Annotated in this window: 11 protein-coding genes and 1 pseudogene; 6 read left to right on the top strand and 6 right to left on the bottom strand. The window is 70.3% G+C overall.

Annotated elements, in window-relative coordinates:
- Nucleotides 1-421 precede the first annotated feature (421 nt).
- The 4 genes and pseudogenes from AQJ11_RS39110 to AQJ11_RS39095 form a co-directional block, all read right to left on the bottom strand.
- Nucleotides 422-1,549, bottom strand: a pseudogene (locus tag AQJ11_RS39110) (alginate lyase family protein); the annotation flags it as partial.
- Between the two features lie 357 nt (nt 1,550-1,906).
- Nucleotides 1,907-3,889, bottom strand: coding sequence for a hypothetical protein (locus tag AQJ11_RS39105; protein WP_159061777.1), 1,983 nt, complete (start codon nt 3,887-3,889; stop codon nt 1,907-1,909).
- 140 nt (nt 3,890-4,029) lie between these two features.
- Complete coding sequence (locus AQJ11_RS39100; protein WP_059266536.1) at nt 4,030-5,142, bottom strand: RICIN domain-containing protein; 1,113 nt, start codon at nt 5,140-5,142, stop codon at nt 4,030-4,032.
- 241 nt (nt 5,143-5,383) lie between these two features.
- Nucleotides 5,384-6,034: a response regulator transcription factor gene (locus AQJ11_RS39095; protein ID WP_063807744.1), complete on the bottom strand. Its 651-nt coding sequence runs from the start codon at nt 6,032-6,034 to the stop codon at nt 5,384-5,386.
- 628 nt (nt 6,035-6,662) lie between these two features.
- Here AQJ11_RS39095 and AQJ11_RS39090 point away from each other — a divergent pair.
- The 5 genes from AQJ11_RS39090 to AQJ11_RS39070 all read left to right on the top strand — a co-directional run bounded on the left by AQJ11_RS39090 (nt 6,663) and on the right by AQJ11_RS39070 (nt 15,462).
- A complete protein-coding gene (locus AQJ11_RS39090) occupies nt 6,663-8,234 on the top strand; it encodes an ABC transporter substrate-binding protein (protein WP_059266534.1) in 1,572 nt (523 codons plus the stop codon).
- A 203-nt stretch (nt 8,235-8,437) separates the two neighbouring features.
- Nucleotides 8,438-10,129 (top strand): glycosyltransferase family 2 protein, encoded by a 1,692-nt coding sequence (locus AQJ11_RS39085; RefSeq protein WP_079082621.1) that lies wholly within the window; start codon nt 8,438-8,440, stop codon nt 10,127-10,129.
- Nucleotides 10,126-11,124, top strand: a complete 999-nt coding sequence (locus AQJ11_RS39080) for a glycoside hydrolase family 26 protein (protein ID WP_059266533.1) — start codon at nt 10,126-10,128, stop codon at nt 11,122-11,124. The genes AQJ11_RS39085 and AQJ11_RS39080 overlap by 4 nt, the downstream gene beginning before the upstream one ends.
- On the top strand, nt 11,121-12,815 hold the full coding sequence (locus AQJ11_RS39075; protein WP_059266532.1) for an ArnT family glycosyltransferase: 1,695 nt from the start codon (nt 11,121-11,123) through the stop codon (nt 12,813-12,815). Before AQJ11_RS39080 ends, AQJ11_RS39075 begins: the two co-directional genes overlap by 4 nt.
- A 331-nt stretch (nt 12,816-13,146) precedes the next feature.
- A complete protein-coding gene (locus tag AQJ11_RS39070; RefSeq protein WP_159061776.1) occupies nt 13,147-15,462 on the top strand; it encodes a hypothetical protein in 2,316 nt (771 codons plus the stop codon).
- On the opposite strand, the gene AQJ11_RS39065 is transcribed toward AQJ11_RS39070, so the two are convergent.
- Together AQJ11_RS39065 and AQJ11_RS39060 are read right to left on the bottom strand one after the other, a co-directional pair.
- On the bottom strand, nt 15,443-16,780 hold the full coding sequence (locus AQJ11_RS39065) for a hypothetical protein (RefSeq protein WP_059266530.1): 1,338 nt from the start codon (nt 16,778-16,780) through the stop codon (nt 15,443-15,445). The two genes, AQJ11_RS39070 and AQJ11_RS39065, sit on opposite strands and share 20 nt — an antisense overlap.
- 443 nt (nt 16,781-17,223) lie before the next feature.
- Nucleotides 17,224-19,968, bottom strand: a complete 2,745-nt coding sequence (locus AQJ11_RS39060) for a hypothetical protein (RefSeq protein WP_059266529.1) — start codon at nt 19,966-19,968, stop codon at nt 17,224-17,226.
- 646 nt (nt 19,969-20,614) lie between these two features.
- Between AQJ11_RS39060 and AQJ11_RS51800 the strand changes: the two genes are divergently transcribed.
- Nucleotides 20,615-21,437: cysteine/serine endopeptidase inhibitor (locus AQJ11_RS51800; RefSeq protein ID WP_063807742.1), on the top strand; the 823-nt coding region annotated here is incomplete at its 3' end.

Here is a 21,437-nt window from a genome sequence, read left to right as displayed (position 1 = left end):
CCCGGGACACACCCAGCGTGTCCACCACCGTGCGGTACTGCTCCTGGAGCGCGTCCACCGAGTCACACGCCTGCCCCAGCTCCGTCCCCGACGCCCCACCGAACGACACGATCACCTCGCCCCCGGAGCCGCGAATTCCCTGCACCGTCGACAGCCAGCCCTCGTCCGTGATCGGTGTCTTGCCGTTGTAGGTCGCCTTGCACCCCCCGCCGTCCAGCACGAACGCCAGCGTCACGTACCGCAGTCCGGCCGCACGCGCACCCGCGAGCACCGACGGCGACTTCCACGTCTCCACGTACGGCGCCGCGAACCGCGACGGGAAGCCCATCGAACCCCTGCCGCCCGTGAGGCCGCCTGTCGGGGCCGGCGAGGCCGGAGCGGAGGAGGACGGCGCCGGCGACTGCTGCCCGGTCGGCGGGCCCGCCGGATTGTCGGCGTGGGTGAGCGTCTCCCAGGCCACGAACAGGTTGTTGGAGCCCGCCGGCCGGTTGCGCTCGGTCAGCTTCCCGGTCTCCGGCAGCTCCTGACCGAGCCGCGTGTGCAGCGCGTTATAGCCGACCTCCGTGATCGGTCCGAGGTCCTGCTTGAGCGACCCTCCGCACAGTGAAGAGGGCACGTCGGCACCCAGCTCGTACTTGGACTGGAATTCCAGCGCCTGCCCCAGCCGCTGGCCCACCTGGCCGTACAGGTCCTGTCCCTGGATCCACGCGGTTTCCGCGACGTGGGAGATCGCGGAAATGCCGTATCCGGTGTGTGTCAGGTCCCGGCACGTCTCCTGGGTCAGTCCCGAGGTGAACGTAGACTGTCCCTGCCAGTAGCCGACCACGCCCGACTGCGAGTTCTGCGCACCCGATGCCGTCTTCGGCAATGCGCCGTCGGAGTCGACATAGACATACGCCGCCACCCGCTTGAGGTAGCGGTCCACCGCCTTGTCGTAACTGGCCCGGTCGTCCAAGAAGACGGAGATGCCGACCGCGGCCTCCATCATGCTCAGTTCCCAGTTGCCGTTGCTGTCCGACCCGTTGATGACCTCGGGTAGGTAGACGTCGCGCAGCATCGTCGCGAAACGGTCTGCCTGTGACCAGTTGGTGTACGTCGAGCGGATGATGTCGGCCGCCCGCGGCCACACTGAACCCGCCCAGCCGGTCTGCAGCGGTGCGTTGCTGTTGGTGTGCTTCTTGATCGTGGACGACCAGGCGTCCATGATCTCTGTCGCCTTCGCGGCGTACTTCTCGTCGCCTCCGATGTACCAGATCAGCGCATCGGTGTACGCGGCGATCGCGTCCTCCCGCTCGTCCGTGCACCCATTGTTCGGCTTGGAGTACGACCCGCACTCCACGGTGGCCCGGGGGCTGGGGCTGCGCGACAGCGACGCGTACTCGCTGCCCGTCATCTGGGCGTAGGCGCTCTTCCAGGGCTCGCTGCCCGCGTGTACCTTCTCCCGCACGAAGTCCAGCTGCGGCTTGCTCACCATCACCCCTGGATGGGCGAAGGCCGTGGGCTCCGTGCTCTGTCCGGCGATCGCCGGTACCACCACGACCGTCGCCATGAGCAGCGCGATCACCGCGCCGAGCGCGATCCGTTTGTTCTTCTCCGTACTTCGCTCCAGGAAACGGCGGAGAAGCGCTTTCGACATGAGGAAGCCTTCCAGCAGGCGTTGGCCAGTTCCGTCAGGGTCCGCCGTGGGGGGCGTGCCGCACCCTCGGCCGGCGACAGGGGGACGCAGCTCCCCCGTCACACCGTCCGCATGGGCAGCCGTGAGGGAAGCCGCTTCCTCGCGTCATCCTTCTCACCTCACGACACCGTCCGCCAGCCCGGGAAACACACCCTGCCCGTTGAGCCGGGGAGACTGTCCGAACGGCCTCTGCCGCCCTTCCGAGGCGGGGCGGCGGACCGTGGGCGAAGGTCAGGTACTCGCGTGAGCGCTCCAGTTGCGCCACGCGCGGATGAGTTCGCGCGCCGCCCGGTCGTCGAGTGCGGGGTCGTCCGGCGTCCCGTCCGACGACAGCTCGCGCATCATGACCACCTCGGGGGCAGCGGGATCGGGCGGAAGCACGCGGAAGCGGGAACCAGGCAGGAACAGCACCCGGTCCGGGCGGAGCGGATCGAGCAGATCCGTGCGGCGGCCGTTCACGGACCAGATGAGGAAGTCGGTGTTGCCCGGCGCGTCGGCGGGTCCGAGCGTCGATGCCTCGCACGCCGTCGGGTCGGTCACCACGAGCTGTCCTGCGTACCAGCGCCGCATCGACGCGTCCAGCGTCGCGCGCAGCCCGGTGGGCCCCCGGTGAACGGGAAGGATGCGCAGCCCCTCGCGGAGCAGAGCATCGTCGGGCTGCTCCGGCCGGCCGTCGCCTTCGTCGTTCCCGGCTCCACCGCGGGCGTCGGACATGTCATCACCCGCCAGTGTGCGCAGCACCGCGGCCAGGGCGGCGACGGTACCGGTCCGCGGACCGGGTCCGGACAACCCGGGGTGCCTGCGCAGTGCTTCGGCCGCAACGGACATCAGACCGGTGTGCCCCGCGTGCTCGCCCGTGGGCGGGCGGGTCTCGGCAGTCGGCACGGGGCGCGGCGCGGGACGGAGGCCGCCGGACGCCGGGGGACGCCCTGCGGTGGCACCCGGCTCCTTGATCCGTGCCGGGGAAGAAGCTGCGCTGCTGCGCGGGGCCTCGGCGGCAGGTGCCCCACCTCCGGACGGGTCCGTGGGCCGGCACACTCCCAGACGCACCGAGTGGCGCAGGTCGGGGGGAAAGGACCGCACCAACTGCCGGGCCAGCCGCCGGAGACGGGGGAGTTCCTCCGTGCGGCCGGCGTCGCACAGTACCCGCTCGTATTCCGGGTCGGGGTCGGTCGACCGCACCTGCACGGCGTGCTCGGGCTCCTGGGCCAGCCGTACCCACAGCCCCCCGCGGATCACCTCGACGACGACGTCGTCGTCGAGGCGGTGGGTGCCGGGACGGACCTGCGGGAGTCCGGCGAGCGGCCACCGGTGTACCGCCGCGAACGGCGAGGACGACGGACCGGGGTAGCCGGGGGGCAGGTGGACGAACTCGCCGGCCCGGAGGGGGCGGCCCGGTGCCCCGTCGGCGCCCACCACGAGCACGTCGTCACCGTCGCCGGTTCCCTGCGGCAAGCCGCTGAGAAAACGTACGGGTTCGCCGGTGCCCTGGGCGAGGACGTCCCCGAAGTGCCGCCCGCCGTTCAGCCGTGCGGGTCCGTAGCACATGAATCGCACCGCCGGCCGCAATACCGGTGGCAGGTCCTGCCAGAACCGCGCGACGTCCGCCACCGGCAGGACATCACTCCCGGGTACACCGATCACGACCGTGATCAGGTCGGCCGACACCGCCATCGTGCGGGCGAGACGCGTCCAATGGCTCTGCCAGGCCCGGTTCTCCTCCGCGGGGCGCAGCCATACGCCAGAGGGAACGGTTTCCACCACGATCCGCCCGAGCGAGCGCGGCGCCGCGGGGAGGACGGACTCCCACAACGGTTTCGGGAACACGCTGGAGTCCCACACCTCCGGTGCCCCCGGCGCGCAGCGCACCCATCCCCGTCCTTGCTGTGGGCCTACGAACAGTCCGCCGCCCGGGGTGAGCAGCGGATGCCCGGCCGTCGTGATCACCGTCCGGCCCAGCCGTTCCGCCAGGCGCCGGGCGATGGGCACGGCCTCGCGCCGGGGGCGGCCGAACACCAGCCTCAGATCGTCCGGCCCGGCAGGGACCGCCAGGGCCAGCAGCTCGATGATCCCGTCGTCCGCCCTGTCCGGCAGGTCGGCGACGACCACGGTGCACTCAGGGTCAGGAGCCAGGTGCGCGGTGAACGTCAGGGCGCGCGGGTCCACGGGACCCTCCGGGCACAGCAGCCATGCCTCGCCGGCGGGGTGAGCCACGAAGCCGAGGCCTTGGAAGCCCTTGCGTGCGGCCGGCGCGGACGCCCCGGCGGGGTGGAGCGGGGTTTCTTCGAGCCCTCTTCGGGAGGAGGAGTCGTAGGACGGCGACGGCCTCCGGGGTCCGGGCCGTGCCGCGTTCCTCAGGTCTTGGACCACTTCTGGTTGTCAGTACCACCGCAGGACCACAGCTGGAGGTGGGTGCCGTTGGCCGTCTGCATGTCCCGGACGTCCGCGCACTTGTCCGCGTACGAGTTGACCAGGTCGTGCGCGGCATTGAGCCGGAACTGCTGTGCGCGGCCGCCGTTGCAGTCGGCCAGCACCAAGGGAGTACCGTCATCGGTCGAACCACCGGCGAGCTGTACGCACATGCCGAGGGTCCGCATGGTCCCGTCACCCGGGAACGTCCACCGCTGGGAGGCTTTTCCGAGGCAGTCCCAAATCTCCAGCGCCGCACCCCGCACGGCGTCTCCTCCCACGACATCGATGCAGCGGCCGGAGTCGTGGCTGAAGATGCCCACGCCTGGAACGGTGTCCGACGAGCCGGACGAATGATGCGTGGTCGTGGCCGGCTTGGGTGTCGTCGGGCTCGGCTTCGGGGAGGGCGCGCTCGGCTTGCGGGTCACCCCTGGCTTGGCGGTCTGTGAAGCGGACGCGGTCTCCCCCGGCTCCTTCACCCGGGTGGGCGCGTTCGCGGCCACCGCCGAAATCCGGTCGTGTCCGCCGGTCTTGCCGATGCGGTCGCCGTTCGGCGCGTCCGAACTCCGCGGTGCTGACGAGGCGTCGGTGATGGCCGGGAGCCTCCCCTCCGGCGCCTGGCCGGGGTCCCTGTCCTGCGGCCCGGCCTGGACGGTCTGCGCGGGCTCGTGGAGGCCGTACACCATGGGGGTCAGCAGGAACACCGCGCTGAGCAGTCCGGCTCCGGTCAGTATCGGCTTCGCGAGGTGGCCCTTCAACGGGGTCGGCTCGTGAGTGTCACGTCCGGGCTTGCGGACTCGGCGCTGGGGCCCGCCGCCGCTGTCCGGGCCGAACTCGGCAGGGAGCGGGTCCGCGGCGGGTGCGGCGGAGCGGGTCGCAGCCCCGGTGGCCGGGCCGGTTGTGCTGCTTCCCACTGCCTCCTCGCCGAGCGCTTCCGCCGTCTCCTGCGGCGACGGCAGCGCCCAGGGCAGCTCGCCCTCCCACAGCGCCTCGCCGGCCGGCGCCCCTGCGGACTCGTCAGAGCGGCCGGACTGCGGCTCGCGGTGTTTCATCTCCATGCCCTTCCCCGGCCTGACGGCACTGCACGATCGATCAGCGGCGGCCAAGGCATCGCTTCGCGTGTTTGGCGGCCGATCGGCATCAGATGTGCGCCGTCACTGGCCATATGCGCCTTCTGTCACGGTGGTCACCAGTCGAGGCTCTCGCGGGAATGATAGGGACAACGTGTGACGGCTCGCTTCCCACGTCCTCGGTCGTGCACGCAGGGGCACCGTCGGTACCCTTTCGGCACCGCGCGGGTCACAAGATGCCCGTGCGGATGGCGAAGGCGACGGCGTGGGTGCGGTTGCGCAGCCCCAGACGCTTGATCGTCGACTGGATGACACTCTTGATCAGCCGCTCCGAGTAGCTGAGGTGGTTGGCGATCTCCATCGTGTCCAGCCCCTCCGCCAGCAGTCTGAGCACCTCGATCTCACGCTGCGACAGTTTTACGGGCAGGAGTCCGGTGGCGGATTCATCCCGCTGCATGGTGCGCATCCGGTCCAGCAGCATGCCGAGCAGTGCGGGCGGCACCATCGAACGTCCTTGGTGCGCGTCGAGGACCGCCGCGGCAATGTGGCGAAAGGTGGCGTACGACCGCACCAGGAAACTGACCAGGCCGTGATGGACCGCGAGCGCCAGTTGCTGTTCCGAGACGCGGTCCGCGACCAGCACAATCCGTATGCGGCCGCCGGTCGTGTGACTTGCACGGCTCATCATGGACAGCACTTCGCCGGTGACCTCGGTCGTGAGCATCACCAGGACGTCGGCCTCCGCCAGTTCGTCGGCGCGTAACAGCTTGAGACGGTTGTCGGCGTCCAGGAAGGCGACCGTACCGTCCTGGGTGAGGTGATCGTCAGCCTGCACGACCACCCCCAGGACGGGGCGCACTTCGTCTGTGCGATCAGGCATGGGGCTCCTTGTCACAAGCGCGACACCGCGGTGAACGGGCCTCGCTGCGGCCGGCGTTCAGCAGCCATGGCAACCGAGGGGGGCCGAGCCGGTCTGGGGTCCGGACGGGAGTCCAAGAACGCGCTCTTTCAACTATTGCAATGATATGAGGTCCGAACCACATGCAGTCAAACGCTCCCACCAACCGTGTGGCTCGACGTGGTGCGGCCGGCGGCCGGAATCGGTCACATCAAAACATGGTGTGAACTCTCCATGACGCACAGACCCTCGCCGACCCGTCGCCGCACCGGACCGGGCTACACGGCCTTGAGCCGCTGCTTCTCCGCGAAGATGCAGCTCACGTCGGACGTTGCGGCTCCGAGTCGCCGCTTCGGAGACACAGAGAACAAAACAGGCGTACACCGACGCATCCGAGGCAGGAAGTTCCTCCGAAGCAGATGAACACGAAACACACGGTGTTAGCCTGACGCTCGCTCGACGCGCCCTCCCCTCGGAGCGACCGCGTGGTTGGCCCGAGCTCGCGAAGCGCATGGCAGGACCGCCGTCGACGCAAAGGGTGTCCGGACGCCGGGGACGGTCGGCCCAACTCGCCTTGATCGATTTTCCGAGACCCGTTCTTGAGGGAAAAATGAAGAACCGCGAACTTGCTCCTGTGCTGCTCGTAGCCGCCGGCCTCGTCGCCGCGTTGCTGACCGGTTGCGGCGTGGGTATGGAAGGCAACTCGCCCCGTCTGGTGGTGGGGATGTCCGACAGCGTTCTGTCAGTGGATCCGGCGTCCGGCTACGACCCTGGATCTTGGGTGGTCTTCAACAACGTCTTCCAGTCCTTGCTGAGTTTTCCACGGGGGTCGACAGAGCCGCAGCCAGAAGCCGCACAGGAATGTTCTTTCATCGATAAGAGCACCGAGGTGTACAAGTGTAAACTCAAGGACGGACTCAAGTTCAGCAACGGTGACCCGCTCAATTCTGACGACGTCAAATTCACGTTCGACCGCATGCTGAAGATTAACGACCCGAATGGGCCGGCGGTCATGTTCCAGGTACTCAGGCGGGTCGAGACTCCGGACAGGAGAACGGTGGTGTTCCGGCTCAAATCGCCGGATGCGACATTTCCGAGCAAAATCGCGTCCGGTGCCGGCTCGATCGTCAGCCGGCGGCAGTACGATCCGGACAGTCTACGCCAGGACACCCGCGCCATCGGTTCCGGCCCTTACAAGTTGGATTCGTTCGACAATCGAGAGGCCGTTTTCTCGGTGAACGAGAACTACAAAGGAACCGCGAAGGTCAACAACAAGGGAGTGGTGCTGAGATTCTTCAACGGTGACCAGGTGGCGTTCAAGCGGGCCCTGCTCCACGGTGACGTGGACGTCGCTTACCGTGGTCTTCAGGCGCACGACATCGCGGACATCGACCTTCATGGGAAGAAGCAGGGTCTTGATGTCGTCGAAGGAACCGGCGTCGAGGTCCAGCACCTGGTTTTCAATCTCAAGGATCCGGTGGTCGGACATCTGGCAGTTCGGAAGGCGATCGCTTACCTGCTCGACCGCGACGACCTGATGAAGAGCGTCTACCATGACACTGCTGTCCCGCTTTATTCGACCATTCCCACAGGCATCGTCGGCCACAGCGCTGCCTTCTTCGACCTCTACGGCTCCACTCCTTCCAAGAAAGCAGCGGCTGAAGCACTGGCGAACGCCGGCTTCCTTGGGAAAGTAAAGCTCACTCTCTGGTCCACACCAACCCGTTATGGGCCGTCGACGGACGCCGAGCTGGCGGGCATCGCTCAACAATTGAACGCCAGCGGTCTCTTCCGCGCCGACGTGAAATCGGTCAAGTTCGAACAGTACGAGAAGGACATCCTGGCCGACAAGTACGGCGTGTATGTGAAGGCATGGGTGCCTGACTATCCTGACGCCGACAACTTCACGGCCCCCTTCTTCGGTCCGGGCAACGTACTGAACAACCACTACCAGAACTCCACGGTAACGAAGAAGATCATTCCGTCCACCGCAGCCGAGCGCGACCGGCGCAGGACCGAGGATCAGTACCGCCACTTGCAGACCATTGTCGCCGAGGATCTGCCCGTGCTCCCGGTATGGCAGAGCAAGCAGTACATGGTGGTGAAAAGTACGGTCCGCGGGTACGCGTACTGTCTCGACGCGTCGACAGTGTTTCGCTTCTGGGAGCTGTACAACACCTGATCGTGCCGGTTCCGAAGGGGGTCGGCGGTGACCAGAGGACACGGACCCCTTGGTGCATGAGCCATGCCCTTACAGGCCCTGTCCGGGCGGCGCGGACATGAATCACGGGGCCGCCGCCTAACCTGTGACGTGTGCTGTCGGGCGACGGCCCTGCCCGTGTGTCCGGGCAGCTTTCCCCCAGCCGCCTTCCGGAGCCCGACGCCATGGTTGACCACCGCCGTCCTACGTACACCGCGCCCGCGCGGCCCCGCCGCTCACACCCGCACAACAAGCGGCGGCCGAGACAGCCGGCGGCCGGCGGCGGGTTGCTTCCGACTCCCCCGGATGACCACGAGAAATACTCCTACGTGGTGCGCCGAACCTGGGTGTTGACCACGTTCTCCTTCCTCGGCTTCATCTGTGCCCTCGGCAGCCAGGTCGACTCGGCTCGGCACGGGCCGTGGATCTGGTTCTTCGCTCCTGTGCTGCTGTTGTCCGTGGTGGGTGTCGCGATCTCCCTGCGGCTGGAGCTGTTCACCCCCGACTTCGATCTCGAGGCCCACCGCGCACTGGTCGATTCGTGGTGGCCGCGCGAGTATCCCGCGGTGGACGTCTTCCTCCCGGTGTGCGGCGAACCCATCGAGGTGCTGCACAACACATGGACACACCTTCAGCGGCTGGTCGATGCCTACCCCGGACCGGTGCTCCCACTCGTCCTCGACGACTCCGACAGTCCGGAGGTCGCGGCCATGGCGGACGACTTCGGCTTCCGCTACCTGGTGCGGCCCGACCGGGGCTGGTACAAGAAGGCTGGCAACCTGCGCTATGGATTCGCCAACACCGACGGCGAGTTCATCCTGATCCTCGACGCCGACTTCGTTCCGCGCACCGACCTCCTCGACGAACTGCTGCCGTACATGGACGCCGACCCGGACATCGGGATTGTGCAGTCCCCCCAGTACTTCCGCATCCTGGACCGGCAGAACTGGATCGAACGCGGCGCGGGGGCCGTGCAGGAGCTGTTCTACCGCTCGGTTCAGGTCTCCCGACAGCGCAGCGACGGTTCCATCTGTGTCGGTTCCTGCGCCGTCTACCGGCGCACCGCGCTCGCCGAGGTAGGCGGGACCAGCCTGATCGAGCACTCCGAGGACATGCACACCGGTTTCGACCTGCGGGCACGCGGCTGGGACCTGCGCTACGTGCCGCTCGCACTGGCCACGGGTCTGTGCCCGGACACCATCGGCGCGTATTACCACCAGCAGTACCGGTGGTGCATGGCCTCCATGAGCATGCTGGGCAGTGCCGAAGGCTTCTGGAAGGTGCCGATGCGTCTGGCCAGCCGCCTGTGCTACGTCTCCGGTTTCGTCTACTACATCGAGTCCGCCCTGACCCTGTTCACCGGGCCGCTGATCGTCTCGGTTCTGCTCCTCTTCTTCCCCGAGCAGATCAAGTTCACCGACACGTGGCTGCTGTTGCCGGGGGCTCTCTACCTGGTCGTCGTCTACCCCCTGTGGCACCGCAACCCCTACCGTCTGGAAGCATGGGCCGCGCGCGTGCTGTACTGCTGGTCGCACGTCTTCGCCATCTGGGACACACTGCGCCGCCGTGCCATGGGCTGGCAACCCACCGGCTCCGGGCAGGCGCGCAGGAACAACACGGCCCGCCTGTGGATCGGCATCTGGACGTGGACCGTTCCGGTGACCGCGCTGTGGATCGGTGCCGCGGTGTGGCGGATGGACACGATGGTGCCCGAGGACTTCGCACTGCCTCTCGCCTCGGGACTCTTCTACGCGGCGGCCGTGCTGCGCGTTCTCGTCCTTCCGCGACCCGAGGCACCGCAGGGCGAGGGCGCCATCACCGTGTCCGGCTCCGCCGCACCGGCCGGCGTGGCGGCGACCGAGAGGGCCCCGATATGACCCCTGTCAGTCGCAGGAGAGCGCTGCGCTGGTCGCTGGCGGCCCCGGCCTCCGCGGTGGCCGGCTGCGCCCCCAGCCGCACGGCGCCGATCGGCGCGGGCGGGGAAGGATCTGAGAAACGGTCCGCGCCGTACGTACCGTTCGACGTCACCTGGATGATCCGGCCCCCGCACCACCGCAAGTACCTCGGGGTGTCCTTCGCCGGGAAACCGGTGACGCCCGGCTATCTCTCCCTGTGGTCCGGGAGGGCGGGCAAGGCACCCAACCTGCTGTCCCTGCGCATGCCCTGGTACGGGGGTCCGCTGACGGATCAGGTACTTGCGGTGTGGCAGCAACGGTCGCTGCCGTACCTGTCCTGGGAGCCCCTTGCCTCGGCGCTCCGTGACATCGCCGCGGGCCACCACGACGGGTACGTGCGGCACACCGCGCAGACCGTCCGCGACCTCAACGTGCCGCTGGCGCTGGCGTTCGCCCCCGGCATGAACGCCGGCGGGCGGCCGTGGGGCACCGGTGAGGCCGATCCCGCGGACTTCGTCACCGCCTGGCGGCGCGTCCACGACCTCTTCCAGGACACCGGAGTGTCGAACGTCATCTGGGTCTGGAGCCCCACGGCGACCAGAAAGGGGCCGGCGCGGCTGAAGCCGTACTACCCGGGTGACGCCTACGTCGACTGGCTGGGCCTGGTCGGTCACTGCACGGAGGACGGCCCGCATACGTTCGCCGCCCTTTTCGGCCCCACCGTCGAGGAGGCACGGGCGTTCACCCGCAGCCCGGTGCTCATCGCCCGGACCGCGGCCCAGCCCGGAGGCCGCAAGTCCGCCTACATCGAGGACCTGGTGCACACCGTTGCCACCCACGCCGACGTCGTGGGTTTCGTCTGGTTCGACGCGGACGACGGCACCGACTGGCGGATCGACAGCAGCCCCGAGGCGCTCGCCGCCTTCCGCCGCGGTGTCGCCGACCCGCGGTTCGGCTTCGACGTGAGGCACCCATGACAGCGACCGAGGACCACGGGACCACCACCGGGCGGTACGACGGCGAGACCACCCTGAAACTGCGCGTGCCGACGGTGCGGGGTGCGCGGTCCGCTCCCGGATACCTCTTCGAAGAGATCACCCGGGCCGACTGGGTGCTCGGACGGGTGCCGGACACAGGCTGGTCCGCCGCGCCGAGCGGCCGCCGGACACGCGTGGCCCGTGCCCTGCTGGCCTGCCTGCTGCTGGTGCAGGCGACCCTGTCGCTGCGCCTGCACAACAGCGCCTTCGAGGACGAGGCGCTGTACGTCTACGCCGGCCACGCCATGATCGACCACCTGTTCCACGGCACCCCCGACTACGGAGGTTTCGACAATTATTTCTCCGGCTCGCCCGCCCTGTATCCGGTGCTCGCGGCATGGGTGGACACGGCCGCCGGGCTGACCGGGGTGCGCTTGATGAGCCTGACTTTCATGCTGGGCGCCACGGCACTGCTCTATTCCCTCACCCGCATGCTCTTCAACGAGCGCACCGCGCTGTGCGCGGCCGGGATCTTCGCCGTCGCCCAGTCGACCCTGTTCCTGGGCAACTTCGCGACGTACGACGCGATGGCCGTCTTCCTGCTGGCGCTCACCTCCTGGATCCTCGTCCGGGTCGCCCCGGGCCACTGGGCGCTGCCGCTGACCGCGGTCCCGGTGGCCACGCTGACGGTGGGGGTGAAGTACGCGTCCGCGCTGTACCTGCCGACCCTCTGTCTGCTGCTCGTGCTGGCCGCACACCGGCGGCTCGGCGCGCGCGAGGCCCTGCGGCGCGGCGCGGTGTTCACCGCGGGCGTGACGGTCCTGATCGGCATCGGCCTGTCGACCACCGACTACCTCGAGGCGATCCGGAGCACCACGACCGACCGCGCCCACGGCGGGACTTCGGCCGGGCTGATGCTCTGGGACTGCGCCAGGTGGGGCGGGCTGCTCTTCGCCCTGGCGTGCCTCGGCACGCTGCTGTACTGGCGGCGGGCGGGACTCGGCGAGGTCCCGGCCCGGAACCGGGTCACGCCGTTGCCCCGGTGGCGGCTGGCCCTGGGCGTCCTCTTGACCGGTACCGCGCTGCTCGCCCCCGCCTACCAGATCCACCTTCAGACGAGCATCTCGCTGCACAAGCACATCGGATACGGTCTCCTGTTCGCCGCACCGATGGCGGGCGTGGGCCTGAGCCGTCTGATGGGGGCTCATTTCCGTTTCCCCCAAGCCGTCGTCGCCGTCGGCGTGCTGGCCCTCACCCTCGGCATGTCACAGTCTGCGCACAACTACGGGGTGTGGCCCGACACCACGCATCTGATCCCCGAGCTGGCCAAGAACGTGCGGCCTGGCCAGAAGTGGCTCGGCCAGCCTCACGAGGCACCCGTCTATTATCTCGGCAGCGCAGGACTGACGGACTACACACTCTGGACGTCCATCTACTACATCGACTACGCGGGGCGCGAGGGTCGCCATCTCAGCGGGCCGGACGGCTACCGGGCGGCGATCGACGACGGCTGGTTCGACGGTGTCGTGCTGGACTGGTCCGACCAGCCCGGAGCGATCCAGACGCTCATCCGCAAGGAGATGCGTACCAGTAACCGCTACCGGCTCGCCAGTGCCCTCGTGTACCGCACCTCGGCGGGCTCAGGCCACTTCGAGATCTGGCTGCGGATCCCCTCCGCGCACACACCCTGATGCCGCGGGCCGCTCCCGAGCCGGTTTTGTCACGTCAAGCACCGCGATCCGCGTGCTGCACCCAGGGGCACAGCCTGTTCCCCAAGGGGCGCCGACAATGTCGGCCATGGCCGGTTTTCTATATGATCACCCGGCCGGTGTGCTGGAAGCAGCAGCCCCGGCACGGACCAACGGGGCCTCAGCAGGAGATGCCGCGGATGAATCGCAGTCAGGTGACGGGGACAGCCGGACCCCGCTCCCCGTTCGTCCTCACCAGGGACGGCGGACCCGGTTCCCGGACCGGCGGCGCACGACACGTGCACCACCCCTGCGCTCAGTGGTGGCCCGCCACTTGACACCGACGAACAACGGCGGAGGTACGTCCGGCCGCAAGCGCCTGTGGCGGCCGTCGCGGACCCGCTCGGCCTCCGCGACCGAGCCGCACACGGCGCCCGCCGTCCACCCGGACGAGCGTCACGACGCACCCACCGCGGACCTGACGGTGCGCCGGGTGGGTGGCACCTGGCTGGTGCATCCTGCCGCCGGTCCCGATCGCCAGTCCCAGCTGTTCGCCGCGGGTGTGGCCACCGATCCCGAGTACGCTCTGGTCGTGGTCGACCTCCCGCGCGCATCCTCCCTCGACGCGGTGGAGGAGGTGGTGGCCCGCGCGGTACCCGCCGGCCCGCGCGGTCTGCGTGTCATCTTCGGTCGACCGCCGAAGGGCGGCGTCGCGGCAGCGGGACGCCTGCTGGCCCGGCGGCTGGCACTGCCGGTGGTCGTCCCCGACGGCGTGCTGCGGCCCTCTGCCGGAGGCGCCCTCTTCATCGGGGCGGACCGGGGCCAGGGCTGGGTGCTGTGTACACCGGAGGGGCAGGTCGAGTACCTCTCCCGCCGCTTTCCCCAGCCCAAGTGGGACGAAAGCCTGCCGAACCGCCCTCGGGCGATGGGTCGGTCCGCCGTGGCGGAACCCATGCCGGCCGGTGTGTGGCTGCGTCCGGTCCTGGAGGACGCTGCCCAGCACCGGCACCGCGGCCATCTGGCCGCCCGGCTGCGGGGCCGGAGCGACGCGGCGACCGTCGTAATCGGCACCCCTGGTGCGCCCGTACCGGAGACAGCGGACATCGGCTCCTTCTGGCGCAGCCTGCCCGAGGACACCGCGGCCGCGCTGCGCGTCGTGCCTTACGGCGTGGTCCACACGCCCGGGGACCGGTCCTTCGGCGACACCCTCGCCGCCCTGACCGGCGAGCCCGTCCACGTGTACAACGGCTTCCCCACCGGGGATCCACTCGTCGGTCTCACGCCGCGGGAAGACGTCGTCTTCCTGGGTGAGGGCGGGGAATTAGGGCGTCCCGTCTTCGCGCGGGAGTTGCTGTACCTGCCCCCGGAGCCTGACGGTTCGTCCCACCCCGCGCTCGCGGTGGATCACCGTTGGCCACTGGAGCACCTGCCCATGCTCCGCCAGGGCCTGTACCGCGGCGGGAACGGCATGGTGCTCGAAGTGCTGCCCTGGGGTCTGTGGATACGCCCTTCGGCCGAGCCCTGGTACGCCGACGAGGTTCGCGCGACCCACGCCGACCCGCACCATGAACTGATCCTGTGCGATGACAGCCTGCCGGAGAAGCTGCCCCAGCTGCAGCGACTGGCCGAGGACGTCCTGCGGCGCCTGCCCGCCCAGGACGGCCTGCTGGTGCGGGTGCTGACCGCCAGCCGCCCCTGGGGCGCGACCGCCCTGCGCTCCGGGCCGAAGGCACCGGCCGCCCTGGCTCCCGCGGTCGGCCACGGGACACTGCCCGGCCCCGGGGACGGGCAGGACGAGCGGGAAGGGCAGGACGGCTGCGAGGAGCAGGAAGCGGGGGAAGGACGGGAAGCCCCCACTGCCCGGGCGCCATCGGGTGCCGCCGGTTCGCCCGAGGACGAGGCTGTCGTCGCCCGAGCACTGCGACACGATCCCGGGCTGGGCCGAGGACTGCCGGACGAGACCGCGTTCGCCGGACTGCTCTCGGTGCGGCGGCGCCTCACCGTCCACGCGTGGTGCACAGGCCAGAACCCTAATGACGCCGGAGCCGGGGCGCCGGCCGCCGCCGACCCGGCCGCGCTTGCGGCCCTGGCCCTGCTACCCGCGTACGAGGGCGTCGTGGCGCTGCGCACACACCTGGATCCGGCGGCGATCCGGTGGTACCGGCAGCACCGCGTGGCCACCGCGCACTACGTGTGCGCCGCTTCCCTCACCGGTACTCCTGGCAAGCACGGCGATGCCGACGTACTCATCCGCTCGATCACTGGTCGCCGCACGGCCCTGCTGGAGCCCGAGTTGCCGGACCGGGTTCTGTTCCCACCGGGCACACAGTTCGAAGTCCTCCACGTGCACGCCCGGCCGGGGGAGAGCACGGTGGTGATGCTGGACGAGCGGCCGCCCGCGGACGAGCGCCGCAGCGACCGTGCCCGGCGCGCGGCCGTCCGCGAACTGATGGCCGCGCTGAGGGTCTGGCGTCAGGACGAGATGAACGGCGTCGTACGGGACCTGACACCCGATCCGTTCGCCCGGCCGCCCGGACCGGAGGGTCCGGACGGCCCGGGGAGGCCATCCGACGCGACCGGCCGGGCCTCCGCGCGGGCCCGGTCAGCGGCCGGAGAACGGCCGGACGCACTCAGTGGGCGGTTCCGCTGACCCACAGCGAGGCGCCCTGCTGCCGGATCACCACGTCCCCGTCGTCCTGCAGCACCAGCTCGGCGCCGTCGTGTCCCGCGGTCCCGGAGGACCAGGCCGTCTGGCCATCGCTGGTGTAGACGACGAGGTGGCCGTCCGCCTGGAAGACAGCCTTGTTGCCCCTGCCCTCGGTGTGCGTGGACCAGCGGACCGTGCCGTTCTCGTCGGTGATGATCAGGTTGCCGTCCTCCTGCATCGACAGACGGGCCCGGCGGGACTCCACCGACTGACCGACGTGCAGGACGCGGGTCGCCTGGACGACCGTGTCCCCCGTGGTCTCCGGGAGTGCGGCCTCTTCCTCAGCGGTTTCGGTCCCGGTCTGCGGCGCCGGTGTGCCCGAGGCGGCCGGTGCCGCCGGCGAGTTCGTGCTGCCCGGCGCCCGGGAGTTGCCGGCTGGGCTCGCGTGCCGAGGGCCGGTGGGGTGGCCGTGGTCGTGTCCGGGTCGGCCGTGGGGTCCCGAGTGCTCGGGGTCATCGTCTCGGCCGGTACGACGGGTCGTGTCGTCACGTGCCGCGGTGTCCTGGACCGACGACGTGGCCTCGGGCGCGGGTTGCGCGGTCTGTGCCGACGGCGTCGCGGGGGTCGTGCCCGAAGATCCGTGACCGGCCGGCGGCTGGGTGCGCGCCACGGTGGCCACTGTCGCGGTGTCCGACGCCTCGGTGGGTGTGGATGGGGCGGAGCCGCTGGGCTGGACGGCGGGGCGTGTGGTCTGCGTGCGGGCGGGAGCGGGGTGCGGGTCGGCCTGCGCGTGAGCGGGGGTGGAGTGGGAGAAGGCCTGTCCGGCGGTTCCACCGGACGAGCGTGGACTCTGCGGGGCGGACGCGCCGGTCGACGGCTGAGGCGCGCGAATGCCGGGTTTCTGGGACGCCTTGGAAGGTGAGACGCGGATAGTGGGAGGGGGCGCGGGGGTGGACGACGAGGAAGAGGACCTCTTCGGAGGGGTGTCGGGTGTGTCTTCGTCGGCAGTGGATCCCTGTGAGTGCTGAGGCACCGGAACGTCGAGCAGGAAGTTCGGGCTGTTGGTCTGCGGCGAGGCTGTCTCCCCGCCCGAAGCCTCGTAGTCGACGTCGTGGTCCTTGTTGTCCATGGCGTTCAGCGCCAGGGGCAACGCGACAAGGACGGCACCCGCGACCGCCGCGGCGGCGAGCATCGGCTGGTGGCCGGGCTTGGCACCGGCCGGGTTCGCGCCCTCCTCCTCGCCGCCCTGCGCTCCGCCCGTCCTGTTGCGGCCGCGCCGTCCCAGCCATCCCGGCCGGGGCTCCTCCTGCGGGCTGGGCACCTCGCCGCCCTGCTCCGCGGCTGTCGCCCCGCCGCGGGAGCCCGCGCGCCGCGTCTGCCGCGTGCCCGGCTCGGTGGGACCGGCCGGAGGGGAGGGGGCGGCGGAGGATGCGGGCAGAACGAGTCCTCGCCGTATCCTCAGCTGGTCGCCGCCTTCCGGTGGTGTGTTCCGCCGCGGCGTCCTGCGTTCAGCGGACATGTGCGTCCTGCCTCTCTGACATGGGTCTGTAGTGCGGACTCGGTTGATCCGGGGGCTCCGGAGACGGCCGGCGCCCCCCGGGAGTGCGGCACGGCCCGGGGGCGTGGCCGTGCGTTCCCGCCCGACGGCCCGACCGTCGGCCGGACGACGTGACAGCCTCCGCCGCGCGGGCATTCGAGACGATCATCGGGCGGTCTCCTCGGCGGTGGATGTGCGGTCGGCGCGGTCGGGCCGCCCGGCGGGGATCAGGCGGTGGTGTCCCGGTGCGGGACGTGTTCGGGCAGGAGGCCGGAGAGCCGGGCCGGCCACGGTACGGCGGACGCGGCCTCGGGGAGTTGGTCCAGGGCCTGCACCAGTTGTTCCCTGGCATCCCGGTCCAGGGCGTCCTGTGTGCCCTGACGCGCGGCCGGCGAGCCGGCGGCCACCTCGCTCAGCAGCACGGTCGTGGCTCCCGGTCGGTCAACCGACCCGAGGACCCTGAAGCGGGTCCCGGGCCCGAAGACGATCTCCTCGCTCTGTTGTCCTTGCGTCACCGGTGCGGAGAGGCTGCGCACCCGCCTGCCGGTCACCGACCTGATGAGATACCGGTCGCCCGTCGCCGCGGGCGCCCCCTCCAGCACGAATGTGCTGACCGGCCCCGGCTCGGACAGTTCGGTACCGGGTGGCAGCGCCCTCTCCCGCGAGGAGAGCGTCCCGGCATCGCGGACAACGATCCCCCGATACGACGGGAGCCTGCGGAGACCGGACGCCTGACAGGCCAGACAGGGATATGCGTCGGCTGATCCGGCCGCCAGCTGTTGCTCCAGCCATGGCCGGCTCAGCGGACCCTCGTCGAGGGTGAGGTAGGAGCGTACGGCGATCAGATCCGCGAGCACGGCGTCGTTCTGGTCCTTGCCGCCCGGCATCACCGTCAACGTGCTGGTCACCGCCGACTGTTGCTGCCACCACCGCTCGCCGGCCAGGGCGCGCAGCGCCTGCCTCTCGGCGGGGCCACTGCGGTGCATGGGGCCGACCGGGAAGGGCAGAGCGGTCCGTCGCACGGGGGTGGCGGGGGCGGGTACGGAGGTGTCGGGGACGGGTAGGGGATCGACGGCAGGTGGCCGCTCGGGTGCGACCGGGCGGGGTGGACCGGGGGGACTGCTCGGGCGAGCGGAATGCGTGGCTTCCTCGGACGACGGCCCGACGGGGGCGACGGGAGCGGTGCTGGTCTGCGCGGCGGGGCGGCCCGGGGAGGCGGAGTTCCCGGCCGGTTCCCGCGCCGGTGTCCCGCCGGGCGTGCTCCAGGACACCGGCACCGAGCGGCCGAGCGGCTTGCCCACGGAGCGGCTCGCGGCGAACGCCTCGGCGAAGCCCGGCGGAAGGGCACCTGGCGGGCCCGACGTGGCCGGAGCGCCGGACGCCGGCGAGGAAGCGGCGGCGTGCACGCCGGCGCGGGAGGTGTTTGAGGCGGGAGGGGTACCCGGCGCCGAGGCGGAGCGCATGGCCGACGCCGCCGGTGCGGCAGGGCTCCGGGACGCCGCCGGGCCTTCGGACGCCGCCGGAACGGGGGGTGGTATGTGCCGGATGCGCACGCTCATCGGAGAGGCGTGCCAGGGCACCTCGGTGGAGGCGTCGCCGCCTGCCGCGGCCGACGCCCTGTTCCTTGCCTGTTCCGCTTCAGGGCCCATCGCCCGCGCACCCGTCTTCGTACGTTCCCCGGACGTCTTCTCGTCGTGGGCCAGGGACAGTTGGTGCCGTTCGGCGATGCGCCGGATCTGCCGTTTGCCCTGAGCGGTGCAGACGCCTCGTACATGGAGCGTCGCTTGCTCGACGGCGGTCGGTTCCAGTTTTCCGAGGAAGCCGTCGAGCACCGGCCACAGCCCGTCGTCCAGCTCCCGGCCGGGCACACCGACGTCAATCACCATCCTCCGGGGGTCCAGTGACCAGCCGAGGCCGCCCGGCCGCGTGTCCTCGCGCGGTCCCACCCACAGCCCCGCGCGGGTGACGGCGACCTGCCACATGTCACCCAGCGGAAGTACCCCGTCCGCGGACGGGGCGCCCGCGAGGGGGGATCGCCACTGCACCATGCGGGGCGGGGGGGCATGGCCGTCCCGCCCAGGGAGACAGGCGACGGCTTCCGCGTAGGGCCGCCAGGACGGTTCGCCGTCGGCTGTGATCAGCACCACGGCTTCCGTCGTCATACCGTCCGCCGACTCCAGCAGGGCGGGCACCCCACTGACGATCTCCACCTCGGCGCCGAGCAGATCTGCGGTCTCCTGGCCGGTGGGCAGCAGGTCGCGCGCGTCACCGGGTATCAGACGGGCGGCGTGCCGGGCCCGCGGAGGCAGCCGGGTCAGCAGTTCGGTCAGTGCCTCCGCTCCGACTGGGGCGGTGCCGGGAACGCCGACGACTACGGCGAGCCGCTGCCCGTCCACGGGGATGGATGCGCCGACGGCCTGCCCGGTGTCGGGCAGCGGCTCCGCGCGGCGGATGTGCACTCCCGCGGGTATGGGTTCGACCGCATAGCCAGCGACGGCGTCGGAGGTGAGGTGAAGCGCCGCGTCCTCCCAACTCGGCACCGGATGGCGCAGCCCCAGAGGACGGGCGTGCAGACCGGGGCTGAACCGCCACCATCCGCCCGCCCCGTCGGGACCGGGAGGCGCGAACAGCGCGCCTCCGGGGGCGACCACGACCGGCCCGGCGGGAGCGAGGACCTGTACCTGCCAATCCTCGCAGATCCGCCTCGCGGGAGCGGGCCGGTCCGGCAGATCCGCCCCGGCCCCCGCCCACACCAGTCGTACCGCGGTGACGCCGTCCTGCTTGAGGCCGTCCAGCGCCGAAGCGAGCCGCCTCCACAGGCTCCTGGCCCCCGCGGAGTCGGTAGTGACGATGACGGTCGCGTGGTCGGGATTCTCCTGCCGCAGGGCGTCGACGGCCGCCGAGAGGTCCGCCGACCCCCCGGCGTCCGGGCCCAGATGGACGACGGGACCCGAGGCGGGGGCCCCTGACACACCCCCGATTCTGGCGGCGAGCGTTCGCAAGGGGCCGAGCCCACCGGTCCACCGGCTCATGGGAGGACGATCCTCACGGTCGTGCCACCACAGTTCAGCGGACGTTCCACGGCTGGTGGATGCGTACGCGCTCCGGCGTTCCCCAAGAGCTTGCCTCCACCGGGCGTTCCCCGGCCGGTGAGCCGGTCAGGAGTTCCGCTCATGCCTTCTCACCGCTCGCGTCCCTGCCGCTTTGTGTGCGTCTCCCTCGCCGCAGGAGGTTGCACCTGACCTCGCCATCGCAGCAGACATGCGTGAGGACCGGCAATGCCGGAAGACAGACTTTGCCTGTTCGCAGGGTGGTCGTGCACGAATTGCCACAACGTCGGCCGTGCGCACGGCCACGACGGACCAACTCACCCCTCGCGTCCGGCGTGCCGGCCCTGGAGGTTTCGGGTCCCACCGACGCGGAGGCGAGGTCCGAAAAGGCGCTGCGAGTGCCTCGCCGGGCACAGGCCCGACGGGTTTCCTTCCGCGTCCGCTCCGTCTCTTCCATGATTGGCCCGGCCCGGTCCGCCCAGCAGGCCCCGCGTGGCCCTCCGCCGGCCCTGGTGATCCGGGCCGTGAGCCCCTCCACGACACATTTCACCGAGACCAGGAGATATGCGTGTCCATCCGGAATCGGGTCATCGCGGGCGGCGCAGTCGCCGTGCTGGCCGTCACTCTGGGCGGTGTGTCCCTGGCACTGGCCGACAACTCGGTCAGTACCCAGGACATCTCCGGCCAGATGACCTACTACAACGACAGCGGCTACGGCGCCTGCGGAACGGTCGTCGACGCGGCGACCCAGGACCTCGTAGCGGTCTCTCACGAATGGTGGACGGCGGCCAACCCCAACGAGGACCGGCTCTGCCACGGTGTTTCCGTCCAGGTGTCCTACCAGGGCAAGTCGATCACCGTGCCCGTCATGGACATGTGTCCGTCCTGCGACGCGGAACACATCGACCTCAGTCAGAGCGCTTTCCAACGGCTTGCGCCGCTGGACAAGGGCCTGGTCGACGGCATCACCTGGAAGTTCCTCGCCGGGGACGGCTCCTGGACGATCCCCGCTCCCCTCCGGTCGGCCACGCCCAGCGGTGGCACCGACGGTCCTGGCGCGCGTACGTCGTTCCCGTCGCGGTTCGCGGCGCCGTACGTGGAGACGTGGAAGTCGCCGTCGGTGCTCGCGGGTGCGCGTGCGGCCGGACTGCGGTACGTGACGCTGGCGTTCGTGCTGGACGGCGGGGGGTGCAAGGCGACCTACAACGGCAAGACGCCGATCACGGACGAGGGCTGGCTCTCCGCGGTGCAAGCGCTGCGGGAGGCGGACGGCGAGGTGATCGTGTCGTTCGGTGGGGCGTCGGGGACGGAGCTGGGGCAGGCGTGTGACTCGGTGGACGCGCTCCAGGAGCAGTACCGCACGGTGGTGGACACGCTGGGTGTGTCCCGGA

Source organism: Streptomyces corchorusii (assembly GCF_001514055.1).
GTDB classification, from domain to species: domain Bacteria; phylum Actinomycetota; class Actinomycetes; order Streptomycetales; family Streptomycetaceae; genus Streptomyces; species Streptomyces olivaceoviridis.
Note: the sequence above shows the minus strand (reverse complement) of the source record. Positions and strands in the feature narration are given on the sequence as shown.

Bases quoted from the DNA above. Each gene is read 5' to 3' on its own strand.
- AQJ11_RS39100 (WP_059266536.1), bottom strand. From the start codon at position 5,142: ATGGAGATGAAACACCGCGAGCCGCAGTCCGGCCGCTCTGACGAGTCC.
- AQJ11_RS39095 (WP_063807744.1), bottom strand. From the start codon at position 6,034: ATGCCTGATCGCACAGACGAAGTGCGCCCCGTCCTGGGGGTGGTCGTG.
- AQJ11_RS39090 (WP_059266534.1), top strand. From the start codon at position 6,663: ATGAAGAACCGCGAACTTGCTCCTGTGCTGCTCGTAGCCGCCGGCCTC.
- AQJ11_RS39085 (WP_079082621.1), top strand. From the start codon at position 8,438: ATGGTTGACCACCGCCGTCCTACGTACACCGCGCCCGCGCGGCCCCGC.
- AQJ11_RS39080 (WP_059266533.1), top strand. From the start codon at position 10,126: ATGACCCCTGTCAGTCGCAGGAGAGCGCTGCGCTGGTCGCTGGCGGCC.
- AQJ11_RS39075 (WP_059266532.1), top strand. From the start codon at position 11,121: ATGACAGCGACCGAGGACCACGGGACCACCACCGGGCGGTACGACGGC.